Annotated in this window: 14 protein-coding genes; 8 read left to right on the forward strand and 6 right to left on the reverse strand. The window is 62.5% G+C overall.

From position 1 onward, the window contains the following. Positions 1-41 precede the first annotated feature (41 nt). The gene (locus tag EP837_RS05695) at positions 42-1,262 is read left to right on the forward strand and encodes an MBL fold metallo-hydrolase (protein ID WP_066528811.1); all 1,221 of its coding nucleotides are present in this window, start codon (positions 42-44) and stop codon (positions 1,260-1,262) included. Positions 1,263-1,265: 3 nt separating this feature from the next. Here the strand turns inward: EP837_RS05695 and EP837_RS05700 are convergent, their stop codons facing one another. From EP837_RS05700 to EP837_RS05715, 5 genes are all read right to left on the reverse strand, one after another. Next, positions 1,266-1,667 (reverse strand): hypothetical protein, encoded by a 402-nt coding sequence (locus EP837_RS05700; RefSeq protein ID WP_197486316.1) that lies wholly within the window; start codon positions 1,665-1,667, stop codon positions 1,266-1,268. Positions 1,668-1,843: 176 nt separating this feature from the next. Continuing rightward, positions 1,844-2,317, reverse strand: coding sequence for a hypothetical protein (locus EP837_RS05705; protein WP_066528813.1), 474 nt, complete (start codon positions 2,315-2,317; stop codon positions 1,844-1,846). Between the two features lie 202 nt (positions 2,318-2,519). Next, positions 2,520-3,020 carry a DUF3617 domain-containing protein gene (locus EP837_RS05710; protein ID WP_066525295.1) on the reverse strand — a complete coding sequence of 167 codons (501 nt, stop codon included), beginning with the start codon at positions 3,018-3,020 and terminating at the stop codon, positions 2,520-2,522. Positions 3,021-3,104: 84 nt separating this feature from the next. Continuing rightward, entirely contained in the window at positions 3,105-3,380 is a 276-nt protein-coding gene (locus EP837_RS21505) for an HNH endonuclease (RefSeq protein ID WP_156518406.1), read from the reverse strand. After that, positions 3,377-3,916, reverse strand: a complete 540-nt coding sequence (locus EP837_RS05715) for a DUF3617 domain-containing protein (protein ID WP_066525297.1) — start codon at positions 3,914-3,916, stop codon at positions 3,377-3,379. Before EP837_RS05715 ends, EP837_RS21505 begins: the two co-directional genes overlap by 4 nt. 51 nt (positions 3,917-3,967) lie before the next feature. Between EP837_RS05715 and uvrB the strand changes: the two genes are divergently transcribed. The 5 genes from uvrB to EP837_RS05740 all read left to right on the forward strand — a co-directional run bounded on the left by uvrB (position 3,968) and on the right by EP837_RS05740 (position 8,322). Beyond that, a complete protein-coding gene (gene uvrB / locus EP837_RS05720; protein ID WP_066525299.1) occupies positions 3,968-6,151 on the forward strand; it encodes an excinuclease ABC subunit UvrB in 2,184 nt (727 codons plus the stop codon). 47 nt (positions 6,152-6,198) lie between these two features. Next, positions 6,199-6,684, forward strand: coding sequence for a disulfide bond formation protein B (locus tag EP837_RS05725; protein WP_066528814.1), 486 nt, complete (start codon positions 6,199-6,201; stop codon positions 6,682-6,684). Then, positions 6,681-7,235 (forward strand): demethoxyubiquinone hydroxylase family protein, encoded by a 555-nt coding sequence (locus EP837_RS05730; RefSeq protein ID WP_066525302.1) that lies wholly within the window; start codon positions 6,681-6,683, stop codon positions 7,233-7,235. The genes EP837_RS05725 and EP837_RS05730 overlap by 4 nt, the downstream gene beginning before the upstream one ends. Before the next feature lie 13 nt (positions 7,236-7,248). Next, positions 7,249-7,836, forward strand: coding sequence for a hypothetical protein (locus EP837_RS05735; RefSeq protein WP_066525305.1), 588 nt, complete (start codon positions 7,249-7,251; stop codon positions 7,834-7,836). A 90-nt stretch (positions 7,837-7,926) separates the two neighbouring features. Further along, the gene (locus tag EP837_RS05740; protein WP_066525307.1) at positions 7,927-8,322 is read left to right on the forward strand and encodes a hypothetical protein; all 396 of its coding nucleotides are present in this window, start codon (positions 7,927-7,929) and stop codon (positions 8,320-8,322) included. Between the two features lie 125 nt (positions 8,323-8,447). Here the strand turns inward: EP837_RS05740 and pip are convergent, their stop codons facing one another. Then, a complete protein-coding gene (gene pip, locus EP837_RS05745) occupies positions 8,448-9,389 on the reverse strand; it encodes a prolyl aminopeptidase (RefSeq protein WP_066525309.1) in 942 nt (313 codons plus the stop codon). Between the two features lie 167 nt (positions 9,390-9,556). Between pip and EP837_RS05750 the strand changes: the two genes are divergently transcribed. Together EP837_RS05750 and EP837_RS05755 are read left to right on the forward strand one after the other, a co-directional pair. After that, positions 9,557-12,073 (forward strand): TonB-dependent receptor, encoded by a 2,517-nt coding sequence (locus tag EP837_RS05750; protein WP_066525311.1) that lies wholly within the window; start codon positions 9,557-9,559, stop codon positions 12,071-12,073. Positions 12,074-12,135: 62 nt separating this feature from the next. Continuing rightward, the gene (locus tag EP837_RS05755) at positions 12,136-12,555 is read left to right on the forward strand and encodes a response regulator (protein ID WP_066525313.1); all 420 of its coding nucleotides are present in this window, start codon (positions 12,136-12,138) and stop codon (positions 12,553-12,555) included. The last annotated feature ends 59 nt before the right edge of the window (positions 12,556-12,614 follow it).

Genomic DNA, 12,614 nt, shown 5'->3' on the forward strand with positions numbered 1-12,614 from the left:
GGTGGCTATGACCCTGCATGGTGATCATCGCAGGAGACGGCATGGGGCTCATCATCGGGAAAATCGTGCGCGGAGCCGGGGTTGCGCTGCTGTTTCTCGTCATTGCGCTCTGCCTGGCGATCACGATTGTCCCGCCTTTTCTCGACCGCATCTATTATAAAGGACCGGTCAGCCGCCATTATGATGGCGAGCGCTTCTTCAATCCTGATGGCGAAATCCGCTTTTCCGCGCCGCCCGGGAGCAACAGGCGCGGCTTCATCGCCCGCTGGCTGATGGGGCGGGACGACCGGCCCGAATGGCCCGATGCGGTAGCGGTAAAGCCCTCGCGTCCGCCTGCCTTCGCAGCGCCGCGCGGCATGGTGGCCACCTGGGTCGGCCATGCGACGGTGCTGGTGCAGGCCGCTGGGATCAACATTCTGACCGATCCGATCTGGTCGGACTATGCCAGCCCTTTCCCGCCGCTGGGACCCAAGCGCGTGGCGCAGCCGGGCATCCGGTTCGAGGACCTGCCCAAGATCGACCTGATCATCATCAGTCACAATCATTATGATCATATGGACATCCCCACGCTGAAAAGACTCTGGGAGCGGGACCGGCCCCAGATCATCACCAGCCTTGGCAATGACAAAATCCTCAAGGACAATGGCATCCCATCGACGGCGATCGATTGGGGGCAATCGGTCAGCGGCGCGGCGCTTAACGGCCTGGGCACGGATACGGTCATCCAGTGCGAAAATTACGAACATTGCCCGGACTATCGCGTCCATGTGCTGCGTAACCATCATTGGAGCAGCCGTTGGGGCACCGACCGCAGCCGGGCCTTGTGGTCGAGCTTCTTCATCGAAACGCGGGCCGGCAACATCTTCTTCGCAGGCGATACGGGCGCAGGGGATATGGCTTGGCCGGAGGAAGCGGCGCGATTGGGACCGATCCGGCTGGCGATGATCCCCATCGGCGCCTTCCGTTTCTGGCCGGGGCAGATGGAGTCGGATTCGCATATCGGACCAAGACAGGCGGTCGGCGTCTTTGAAAAACTCAACGCCTCAACGGCGATTCCCATTCATTGGGGCACGTTCCGCCTGTCCTACGAACAATGGAGCACGCCGCCGCGCATGCTGGAACTATATCTGCGCTGCGAAGGGATCGCACGCAAGCGGTTCGCGCCGCTGCGGATCGGGCAGGCGATACATGTGCCGGTTTATTCGGCGGTAACGCGGGGTTCCAAACGGTGCGATGAGCGGGCGATCAGGGCGTTGGAATGAAGATCAGCAATCGCCCGTTCTAATGATTTCACGCCGGCCCGACGCCACCAGCAGATAATTGCCGCCAGTCTCTTCGGTGACGCGAGCGATCGCATCGACATCGAAGGTGACATAGTTTGGACCGAGCGAGCCATTGCCGCGAGCGGTTACCAAAACATCGTCCTGCTCGCCACTTGGCCGACAACGTACCAGCACCTGCACATGGGCGCCTTCGGAAGTTAGCTGTTCAAGTTCACAACGAGCAAATTTTTCATTGAGCAGCGCCTGCATCTCCCCACGGTCTCGCGGGTGCGGTTCGCCGCAATAGCGATCATCCTTGTTAAATTTGTCAAAAATCTTCCGCAGTTGGGGCGGAACTTCCTCTTCCTTCAACGCTCTGTCGTTCAACCTTATACTGGTCAGCATCATACGGTCATGCCACTGACCTAGGCGCGGAGGGTTGGCCGGATCGTCCTGAGGCTGAACGCAGCTTACAAGAGCCAAAGTTCCGATGACGAAAAGCCCAATCTGAGTGAGTTGCATGCCTGTCCTTCCCGCAGAGAAGGCTAGAGGCACATATTTGCAAATAGCTTAAGAGCGCATCATGCCGACGGGGGCGGCGAGAACATGGTGCGGTAATTGGCGCCCGCCATCGCGGCGAGATATTCGGCCTGCATTGCCGGGGTCAGCAATTCCATCATCTGCCGCCCTTCGATCCACAGTTCGACCACGCCAAAGGCTCCGCCGCGCTTGCGAAATTTGGCGGGCCAGCCTTCCCGCGCGGCAATTGCCATTATCTCGTCCTGGGTCAGCGGCGTGGCCAGGGCGGCGTGGGTGGCGGTGAAGCGGGTTTCGCCCGTGCGGTCGCCGAAGGAGTCGGCGTCGCCTTCCTCCTCGCGCAGGACGGTGTCGATCGGATAGACCTCCACAGCGGTGCCGCGATCGTCGCCCGCCATTGCGATCCAACTGCCGGGCGTCACCGGCGGGAAATAATGAGCTTCGCCGCGCCACATTTCCGCGATGACCTCTGCGACATGCCTGGGATCATGGGCCGCAATCGAAAGATGAAACAGCATGGGACGAGTCTCCGCCGCTAAGATGCCGGGCGGCAGGATGCCACAGAATGGGCGCGGCTGCATTGGCGATTTCAGGCAGGCGCGCTGCTGAAACCCCCTTGGTCCATTCGCTAAAGGCCGTTCGATCGAGGGAAGTCGGGAGCACAGCGCTTCCTGCGTCTCGACTTCGCTCGACACGAACGGGCAAATGACTGCCGGGACGTTAGGTCTTACTACATTCGCCTGCGCGCTTGCCGCTGAGATCGTGGGTCGTGCGCAGTACCGGGCTACCGCCGACGGTCTTGGTCATGGTGCTGCCGAGCGTCAGCGTATCAGCGGTATAATTGCCCTCCAGCACGATTTCCGACGTGCCCGCGCCAGACTTGCAGGACAGGGTGGCGATCAGCCGGCCCTTGCGCAGCAGCTTATCCTTGTAAGCGCAATTCTTCCCTTCATCGCCGGCCAATGCGTTGGCGTCCGGCACACCCGCGGCATCGACGGCGATGCAGAGCTTGTCCTCCTCCGTCTGCTTGAGCGCGGCCTGATATTCGGCCGGGGTGACGGTGGGGGTGTTGTAACCAGTGGTCTTGCGGGTGATCGTCCATTCCCCCGCCTTCATCAGGATCGGCGCTTCCACGGCTTCAGGCTCAGGCGCCTCATTGCCGCATCCTGTCAGGCCAAGCGTCATCGCCAGCGGCAGCGCCGCCAGAATCGTCTTTCGCATATCCTCTCCCCTGTTCACTTACGGAACGGCGGGAGGCTCGCTCCACGGACGGGAAAGCGCAAGAGAAATATGCGGGTTAGGGGATCAACGCCTCCTATGTGTGGGCGCGTGGAAATCCGGAGGCTTGCTCGCGACCCAATTCAGGAAATGAGCGATGCCGGGATGCGCGCGCAGTTGAGCGGGATCGCCCCGGATCCGCGCTAGTTCGGCATTGCTGAGTTGCGCATGGATGGCGCGATGACAAATGGGGTGAACGGGCGCGGTTTCGCGCCCGCCTCGGCTTTTCGGGATGGGATGGTGCCATTCTATACGTTTGCCCAGCGGGCGGGCGCAGAGCCAGCACGCTGAGCTATCGTTCATTTTTCGGTGCAGTTGGCGGCAACCCATTTGCCGCTGGTCTTCGCCTTCATGCTCATGTCCATACCGCCCGGTGCGCCGGTCATCTTCATGTCCATGTGCATTTCATAGCTTTCAGGCGCGTAGCTGCCGGACATGACCGCGTTCATCGCGCCATGTTCGGACTTGCAGGCGATCTCGCCCTTCACCGATCCGCCCGTGGCGTCGAAGCCCTTATAGGTGCAGTCCTTATTCTCCTGGCCGGAGAACATCTTGCCGCTGGGGTTGGCCGCTTCTTCGGGTGAAACGCAGTATTTGATAGAGGTGCGGTTCATCACCTTCTTCATCTGCTCTTCCATCTCATCGCCGCTGCCGCCGGGCATGTTCGGCATGTCGATGTCTTCGAGCGTGTAGGCGCCTTCCCACTGGCCCGGCTTCAGCTGGACCTTCTGGACCTCCTTGGCGACCTGCTCCTTCGTCTGCGGGTCGCCGGACGGCTTTTCGCCGCAAGCGGCCAGCATCGCAGTCATTCCGGCCAGCGCCAATAGCGGTTTGCGCATCGATATCCTCCCTGTTGCACCCCCGGTGGTGCGAGACCATATCAAGCGGCGATGACAATTCAAATCCGCACCACGCTGGACGAGCCCGAGACCGGCGAAGGCTTCGTCCCCCACCGCCCCGCGCGCCCGGAAAAGAGCGAGGGAGGGCGACCGTTCAAGCTGGTTTCGGACTATGAGCCATCGGGCGACCAGCCCACGGCCATCGCCGAACTGGTGGAAACGGCGCTGCAGGGCGAGAAGGACCAGGTGCTGCTGGGCGTCACGGGCTCGGGCAAGACCTTTACCATGGCAAAGGTGATCGAGGCGTTGCAGCGGCCAGCGCTGGTGCTGGCGCCGAACAAAATCCTCGCGGCGCAGCTTTACGGGGAGTTCAAGAGCTTCTTCCCGGAGAATGCCGTCGAATATTTCGTCAGCTATTATGACTATTACCAGCCCGAAGCCTATGTGCCGCGGTCGGACACCTATATCGAGAAGGAGTCGAGCGTAAACGAGGCGATCGACCGGATGCGGCACTCGGCCACGCGGGCGCTGCTGGAGCGGGACGATGTGCTGATCGTCGCTTCGGTGTCCTGCCTCTATGGCATCGGGTCGGTGGAAACCTATTCGGCCATGACCTTCTCGATGAAGAAGGGCCAGGTCGAGGACCAGCGGGAGATCATCCGCAAACTGGTGGCGTTGCAATATAAGCGCAACGATGCGGCCTTCGCGCGCGGGAATTTCCGGGTGAAGGGGGATAATCTGGAGATTTTCCCGTCCCACTATGAGGATACCGCCTGGCGGGTCAGCTTTTTCGGCAATGAGATCGAGGACATTGTCGAATTCGATCCGCTGACGGGGAAGAAGGTCGCTACGCTGGAATATGTGAAGGTCTTTCCCAACAGCCACCATGTCACGCCGGGGCCGACGCTGAAGCAGGCGATGGAGGCGATCCGGCATGAACTGACCGAGCGGCTGAAGGAGTTGACCGCCGAGGGCAAGCTGCTGGAAGCGCAGCGGCTGGAGCAGCGGACCAATTTCGATCTGGAGATGATCGCGGCGACCGGGAGTTGCGCGGGGATCGAGAATTATTCGCGCTTCCTGACCGGGCGTCTGCCGGGCGAGCCGCCACCGACTTTGTTCGAATATCTGCCAGAAAACGCGCTGCTGTTCGTAGATGAGAGCCACCAGACGGTGCCGCAGATCGGCGCGATGGCGCGCGGCGACCATCGGCGCAAGATCACGCTCGCTGAATATGGCTTCCGCCTGCCGAGCTGCATCGACAACCGGCCGCTGCGCTTCAACGAGTGGGACGCAATGCGGCCGCAGACGGTGAGCGTGTCCGCAACGCCGGGGCCGTGGGAGATGAATCAGACGGGGGGCACCTTCTCCGAACAGGTCATCCGCCCGACTGGCCTCATCGACCCGCCGGTGGAGATCAAGCCGGTCGAGGATCAGGTGGACGACCTGATCAACGAATGCCGCAAGGTCGCGGCGCAAGGATACCGCACGCTTGTCACCACGCTGACCAAGCGGATGGCGGAGGACCTGACCGAGTTCATGCATGAGGCGGGGATCAAGGTCCGTTATATGCATTCGGACGTCGAGACACTGGAGCGTATCGAGCTGATCCGCGACCTGCGGCTGGGCGTCTATGACGTGCTGATCGGCATCAACCTGCTGCGCGAGGGGCTGGACATTCCCGAATGCGGGCTGGTGGCGATCCTCGACGCGGACAAGGAGGGCTTCCTGCGTTCCGAAACCTCGCTGATCCAGACCATCGGCCGCGCGGCGCGCAATGTCGATGGGCGGGTGATCCTCTATGCCGACCGGATCACCGGGAGCATGGAGCGAGCGCTCAATGAAACCTCGCGGCGGCGCGAGAAGCAGATGGAATATAATGCCGAGCATGGCATCACGCCGACCACGATCAAGCGCCATATCGGCGACATCATCGCCCATGTGGCGAGCAAGGATCAGGTCACGATCGACACAGGGATCGACGACCGGCCGCACCTCGTCGGCCACAATCTGCGCGCTTATATCGAGGATCTCGAAAAGAAGATGCGGACCGCCGCCGCAGATCTGGAGTTTGAGGAAGCCGGGCGCATCCGCGACGAAATCCGCAAGCTGGAGGCGGAAGAACTTGGCCTGCCCGCCGACCAGCAGGTGGCGGCTCCCCGCGGGCGGGCGACCGAGGGGAAGCCGGGCACGCGGAAGCTGCGCTACGGCAAGACCCAGAGGAAGTTCGGGCGCTGACGCAAGTTCAGCATGACGAAAGGTGCCAGGCGGTTTAAGCGGGCATGATGAAGAGCTTACCCCTTGCTCGCCCCCTCGCCTTGGCCGTGCCGCTGCTGTTGCTGGGGGGTGCCTATGCGTCGCAATATATTGGCGGCCTGCATCCCTGCCAGATGTGCTGGTGGCAGCGTTACCCGCATTTCGCCGCGATCCCGCTGGCGCTGATCGCCTATGGTGCGACGGGGCGGCCCTGCGTCAGCGCGCTTTTCGCGGGGCTTGCGGGGCTGGCGATCGGGATCAGCGGCGGCATCGGGCTGTTCCACGCGGGCGTCGAATATGGCTGGTGGCAAGGGCTGACCGCCTGCTCCACCAGTCCGGCGGGAGGCAATCCTGCCGACATATTGAACCAGATCATGGCGACACCGATCACGCGGTGCGACGTCGCGCCCTGGACGCTGATGGGCATTTCGCTGGCGGGTTTCAACGGGCTCTTGTCGGGCGCCAGCGCCCTCGCCATCTTGGTGCTGCTGATCAAGGCAAGGAAAGAGGCATGAGCGCGCCGAAGAATTTCCCCCGTCCCGGCCGGAAAGTGACGGACGCCGAACGCGCCGCCATGCTGCGCGTCGATCAGGCGGGCGAGTTTGGCGCGACGCGCATCTATGCGGGGCAGCTCGCCGTGCTGGGCGATCGCCATCCCCATGCGCGCGTAATCGCGGGCATGGCGGCACAGGAGGAACGGCACCGCAAGATTTTCGATGCGATGATCACGCGGCGAGGCGTACGGCCAACGGCGCTGCAGCCGGTCTGGGATATGGCGGGCTTTGCCCTGGGCGCGGTAACGGCCGCGATTGGCCCCAACGCCGCCATGGCCTGCACCGCCGCGATCGAGACCGAGATTGATCGCCACTATGCAGAACAGTTGGACGCATTGGCCGGGGACGATCCGGAACTTGCCGCCACCATTAAGGATTTTCAGGCGGAAGAGGTGGAGCATCGCGACACCGCCATAGCTCATGGCGCGGAGCAAGCGCCCGCCTATCCATTGCTGTCGGGCGTCATTCGCCTGGGATGCCGCGCCGCGATCGCGCTGTCGAAGCGGATCTGAGGAGACGAAGTCAATGTTGAAGACCGCGATGACCGCCATGCTGCTGATGGCTGCGAGCGCCCTCCCCGCCTTGGCGCAACAGCAGGCCGGGCCGGCGCCGGAACAGGCGCCTACTGCGGCGGCCGGGACGACAGGATCGGAACGCGTCAACCTGGTCATCGTCTATGGCGAAGACCCCTGCCCGCAGAGCGCAGGCAGCGACATCGTCGTGTGCGCCCGCAAGGGTGAAGAGGAGCGCTACCGCATCCCCGAGCCCCTGCGCGGCGATCCGAACAAGCCGAGCAACCAGGCCTGGGCCGAGCGGGTGAAGGCGATGGAATATGTCGGCCGCACCGGCACAGAGAGCTGTTCAGCTACCGGCCCCGGCGGTTTCACCGGCTGCTTCAACCAGCTTGCAAGGCTTGCCAAGGCGGAGCGGCAAGCAGCGGATAATGCCAGCTGGAAGGATCTGGTCGAGGCGGAGCGCGGACGGCGGCTTTCCAACATCGACGAGGAAAGCAAGCAGATCGAGGCGCGCGCCGTTGCGGAGGAGAAGGCGAAAGCTGGGCAACAACAGCCGCAGCAGGCCACAACCCGGCCGGGAACTGCGACACAGCCGTGACGGTTTTCCACATGGCGCGACGTTAGGGATGAAGACTTGCGGAGATTGGGCACTCCGCTGGGGAATAGGGGCGAGTAAGGATGATGACCGATGCGTTTCCCTGTTCATTCCCGCCTTCTGGCGGCGACGCTTTTGCCATTTGCGCTGGGAGCGCCTGCGCAGGCTGAACCGCCGCAGCGCGTGTTCAACCTGATCGTCTATGGCGACGATCCCTGTCCCAAGGGGCAGGGTGACGAAATCATCGTTTGCGCGCGCAAGCCTGAATCCGAACGCTATCGAATCCCCAAGAAGCTGCGCGAAAAGCCCGCGCCTGCGGGTGGTCCGGGCTGGGGAAGCCAGGTCGCGACCATGGAGCAAGTCCAGCGGCAAAATTTGCCGGGGAGTTGTTCGGCAATCGGCAGCAACGGCTTCACCGGCTGCACCGCCAAGATGCTGGAGCAATGGTTCGCCGAGCGGAGGATGCAGGAGTCGAAGGGTGAACCTTGATTAAATCCTCCCGATGCTTGCAGGAGGAAGGCACCAGCCGAACGCAAATTGCGGGAAATGGATAAGCTTGCGCTATTTCCGTCCGGCCCGTTTGGCGCCCCCTCCCCATCTACGATGAGGAGGATTTATTTTGCGAAACCATCAGTGGCACGGATCAGGGCATCCAATATGCCGGGTTCATTATAGGCATGCCCCGCCCCTTCGATCATCTCGAACCGCGCCTCTGGCCATGCCTTGTGCAGCGCCCAGGCGGTTTCCGCTGGACAGGCCATGTCATAGCGGCCTTGGACGATGACGCCGGGAATATGGCGCAGCTTTGCGGCATCGCGGATCAATTGACCTTCCTTCAGCCAGCCGCCGTGCATGAAATAATGATTTTCGATGCGGGCGAAGGCTAAAGCGAAGTCATCGGCCTCATGGCTTGCGGACAAGGCGTCGTCAGGCAGGAGCCGTATGGTTTCGCCTTCCCACACGCTCCATGCCTTGGCGGCGGCGATCTGCGCTGCACGGTCATCCCCCGTCAGGACGCGGCGATAGGCGTGGAGCAGGTCGCCGCGCTCAGCTTCCGGGATCGGCGCGACGAACCTTTCCCACTTGTCGGGATAGATGCGGCTGGCGCCCTGCTGATAATACCATTCGATTTCCTGCTTGCGGATAGTGAAGATGCCGCGAAGAACGAGTTCGCTCACGCGATCCACATGGGTCTGCGCATAGGCCAAAGCGAGCGCGGAGCCCCAGCTGCCGCCGAAGACGAGCCATTGCTCCACCCCGGCAAGCCTGCGCAACTGCTCTATGTCATTCACTAGATGCCAAGTGGTGTTCGCTTCCAGTTCCGCATGCGGCGTCGATCGGCCGCAGCCACGCTGGTCGAACAGCAGCACGTCATAGCGATCCGGATCGAACAGGCGGCGATGGTCGGGCGCTATGCCGCCGCCCGGCCCGCCATGGAGGAAGACTGCTGGCTTGGCCCCTGGCGTCCCTACGCGCTCCCAATAGATATGATGCCCATCGCCCACATCGAGATGGCCGGAGGCGAAGGGTTCGATCGGAGGATAAAGGGTGCGCATCGGGCGATCTTAGAAAAGCTCCGGGCCAATGGAAACGCCGCCTGCCCTTGCGCATGATCTCCGCGATACATTTTGCGACAAAATGGCCTTGGCGCTGCCAATATTTTGAGACAACTCGCCTCTAACGACAGACGGGTAAGGTTCTGCTTTTTCCAAAGGGGTATTTCGTGCGCCGATCGGCTTCGCTGATGCTATTTCTGACGATGGGCGCTTCGCCCGCAGCGCTGATGGCGCAGACCGATGCGCCGCAGGAGGAAGGTGAGGAAATCATCGTCACCGGCCAGCCGCAGCGCGGCTCCGTGATCGGCAACATCAAGCCCGAGCAGCAACTGTCCGCCGCCGATGTCCGTGCGCTTGGCGTCACATCCATATCGGAGATGATCAGCGAGCTTTCGGCGCAGACCAACGGCACGCCCGTCGTGTTGCTGAACGGAAAACGCATCTCCAGCTTTTCCGAGATTCAGGATATTCCGTCCGAAGCGGTGGCCCGCGTCGATATCCTGCCTGAACAGGTGGCGCTGTCCTATGGCTATGCGCCGACGCAGAAGGTCGCCAACATCGTGCTGCGCCAGCGTTTCCGTGCGGAATTGGCCGATCTGCGGGCGGGCACAACGACCGATGGCGGGCGGGAAAATGGCTCTGCCGAGGCGGGCCTGCTGCGTATCCGCGGCGACAATCGTTTCACGCTGAACCTCAAATATAGCAACGCCGCCGCGCTGTTGGAGAGCGAACGGAATATCGACCGGCCGATGAGCGGTCCTGCTTTTATCGACCTAACCCATTTCCGCACCCTGAGTCCCGCGACGGAAAGCGTGTCCGCCAATGCGACCTATGCTCGTGCACTTGGCGGAGTGTCGATGACGGTCAATGGCCGCGTGGAATTGTCGGACAATGATACGCTGCAAGGGTTGTCGGCCGCCGCGTTGGCAGCGCCGCTTGGCGACGGACCGCTCTATCGCGATTTCCTGCGGGAGAACGCCCTGGATCAGCAGGTTCGTGGAACCACGGGTCATGTGGGCCTGACCTTCAACGGCCTGCTGGGCAAGGGATGGCAATGGTCCTTCACCGGCAACGGCGATGTGTCGGACACACGCACCCGCACCGAAAGGTCGGCTTCGATCGACCGGGCAAGCGCGCGGTCGCAGGCCGTGACCGGGGACTTGCTGCTGTCCGGGCCGCTGTTTGACCTGCCCGCCGGCACGGTGACCAGTTCCGTCCGCGTAGGCGCCTCTGCCAATGGCTTTGAAGGCTGGTCGATCCGCAATGGAGTCGAGCGGAACAATGATTATGACCGGCAGATCGCCAGCGGTCAGGTCAGCCTGGACATGCCGATCACCAGCAAGGCGCGAGGCGTGCTGGGCGGGGTCGGCGACATCGGCATCACTCTCAACGCTGCGGCGCAGGAACTTTCCGATTTCGGCACGCTGTCCACGCTCGGCTACGGGATGCGCTGGCGGCCTATCCCGGCGGTTCAACTGCTTGTATCCGCGAACCAGGACCGCGCGGCGCCGACCGGCAACCAGCTTACCGATCCGGAGGTCAGGACCGACAATGTGCCGGTGTTCGACTACCGCACCGGAGAGACCGTGTTCGTAACCCGGGTTACGGGTGGCAATGCGCTGCTGAAAGAAAGTGTGCGCGATCAGTTTCGCCTGAGCGCGACAGTGAAGCCGTTCGATAAGCCTAACCTGACGCTGACCGCGACCTATCTCAACAGCCGGACGGCCAACCCGATTGCGGCTTTTCCCGAGCCCACTCCGGCGATCGAAGGGGCCTTCCCCGACCGTTTCCTGCGCGACACAGACCAGCGGCTGACGGAAATCAGGGCTTCTCCCGTCAATTATCTCCGATCGCAGAGCGAACAATTGCGTTGGGGCTTTGACCTTTCATTCCCCTTGAAATCGCGCATCCAAAAGCTGGTTGAGGCGTGGCGGGCGGCAGGTGCGAAGCCGGAGGATCGGCCCAAGGAATTGCAGGACTTGCGCGGCCTGTTCGGCAATCGCGGGGGACGCCGCGACGGTCAGGGTCAAAGCCAGACACAGGGCCAGGGCGGTCAGGACGGCGCGCCCGCGCTAAGTCAGGACAGCGGCGATCGGGCGCATGGTGAAGGCGGCTTTGGCGGGCCGGGCGGCGGCGGTGGACGGCCGGGCGGTGGTTTCGGCGGACCAGGCGGCTTTGGCGGCGGACGCGGCGGTGGCGGCGGACGGCTGAGCTTCAGCCTCTATCACACGTGGCATTTCACGGAGAGCATTCTGATCGCGCCCGGAGTGCCCGAACTCGACCTGCTGAATGGCGATGCGACCGGATCGTCGGGCGGCCAGCCGCGGCATGAGGTCGAAGCGCGCGTGGGCTACAGCAATAATGGCTTGGGCGCGCGGCTGAGCGTCGATTGGGAAAGCGGCACGCATGTCGATGGCGCGCTGGGCGGCACATCACGGCTGAACTTCGGAAGCCTGGCGACGGCGAACCTGCGTCTCTTCGCCAATTTGGGGCAGATGCCTTCGCTGGTGAAGAACCATCCTTTCCTGCGCGGTGCGCGCGTGTCGATCGGCATCGACAATATCTTCAACACGCGCCGGGAGGTGACCGATGCCACTGGGGTGACGCCGCTGCGCTATCAGCAGGGTTATCTCGATCCGTTGGGCCGGACGATCAGCATCTCCTTCCGCAAGCTGTTCTTCTGAACCGGCTAAATGTCTCCATTTCCGATCCGTTATGAACATGAGAAAAAGGGTCGGAGGAATCTATGGCAAAGCCGATACGGATTGTGGTGGTCGATGACTCGCTCACCATCCGCGCGATGATCGAGACGCTGCTGGAGCGCGACTGCCGCTTCGAAGTGGTGGGCATTGCGCGGGATGGCGAGGAAGCGATCGACCTCATCAGCCTGGAAAAGCCCGATGTGGTGACGCTGGACGTCGCCATGCCGGGCAGGGATGGCCTGACCATTCTGGACGAGATCATGGACATTGCGCCGTGCCCCGTGATCATGTTGTCAAGCCTGATGCGCGACGGCGCGCCGATCATGGTGGAAGCGCTCGAACGCGGTGCGGCCGCTTGCTTCAACAAGGCGATGATCGCGCGGGATGCAGCGCGCTTCATCGCACTGGTGAAGGATGTCGCCCGCGGCGCGGTGCAGGCGGAGGGGATTGCCATCGCCGCCTGAACCAAAGGGTCATAAGGAACAAGGGGCTGCGTTTTGCGGCCCTTTTTTTTGTGCTCGGT

Source organism: Sphingobium sp. EP60837 (genome assembly GCF_001658005.1).
In the GTDB taxonomy this organism is placed as follows: domain Bacteria; phylum Pseudomonadota; class Alphaproteobacteria; order Sphingomonadales; family Sphingomonadaceae; genus Sphingobium; species Sphingobium tyrosinilyticum.

Bases quoted from the DNA above. Each gene is read 5' to 3' on its own strand.
- EP837_RS05735 (WP_066525305.1), top strand. From the start codon at position 7,249: ATGTTGAAGACCGCGATGACCGCCATGCTGCTGATGGCTGCGAGCGCC.
- EP837_RS05715 (WP_066525297.1), bottom strand. From the start codon at position 3,916: ATGCGCAAACCGCTATTGGCGCTGGCCGGAATGACTGCGATGCTGGCC.
- EP837_RS05705 (WP_066528813.1), bottom strand. From the start codon at position 2,317: ATGCTGTTTCATCTTTCGATTGCGGCCCATGATCCCAGGCATGTCGCA.
- pip (WP_066525309.1), bottom strand. From the start codon at position 9,389: ATGCGCACCCTTTATCCTCCGATCGAACCCTTCGCCTCCGGCCATCTC.
- EP837_RS05740 (WP_066525307.1), top strand. From the start codon at position 7,927: ATGCGTTTCCCTGTTCATTCCCGCCTTCTGGCGGCGACGCTTTTGCCA.
- EP837_RS21505 (WP_156518406.1), bottom strand. From the start codon at position 3,380: ATGAACGATAGCTCAGCGTGCTGGCTCTGCGCCCGCCCGCTGGGCAAA.
- EP837_RS05725 (WP_066528814.1), top strand. From the start codon at position 6,199: ATGAAGAGCTTACCCCTTGCTCGCCCCCTCGCCTTGGCCGTGCCGCTG.
- uvrB (WP_066525299.1), top strand. From the start codon at position 3,968: ATGACAATTCAAATCCGCACCACGCTGGACGAGCCCGAGACCGGCGAA.
- EP837_RS05730 (WP_066525302.1), top strand. From the start codon at position 6,681: ATGAGCGCGCCGAAGAATTTCCCCCGTCCCGGCCGGAAAGTGACGGAC.
- EP837_RS05700 (WP_197486316.1), bottom strand. From the start codon at position 1,667: ATGCTGACCAGTATAAGGTTGAACGACAGAGCGTTGAAGGAAGAGGAA.
- EP837_RS05755 (WP_066525313.1), top strand. From the start codon at position 12,136: ATGGCAAAGCCGATACGGATTGTGGTGGTCGATGACTCGCTCACCATC.
- EP837_RS05695 (WP_066528811.1), top strand. From the start codon at position 42: ATGGGGCTCATCATCGGGAAAATCGTGCGCGGAGCCGGGGTTGCGCTG.
- EP837_RS05710 (WP_066525295.1), bottom strand. From the start codon at position 3,020: ATGCGAAAGACGATTCTGGCGGCGCTGCCGCTGGCGATGACGCTTGGC.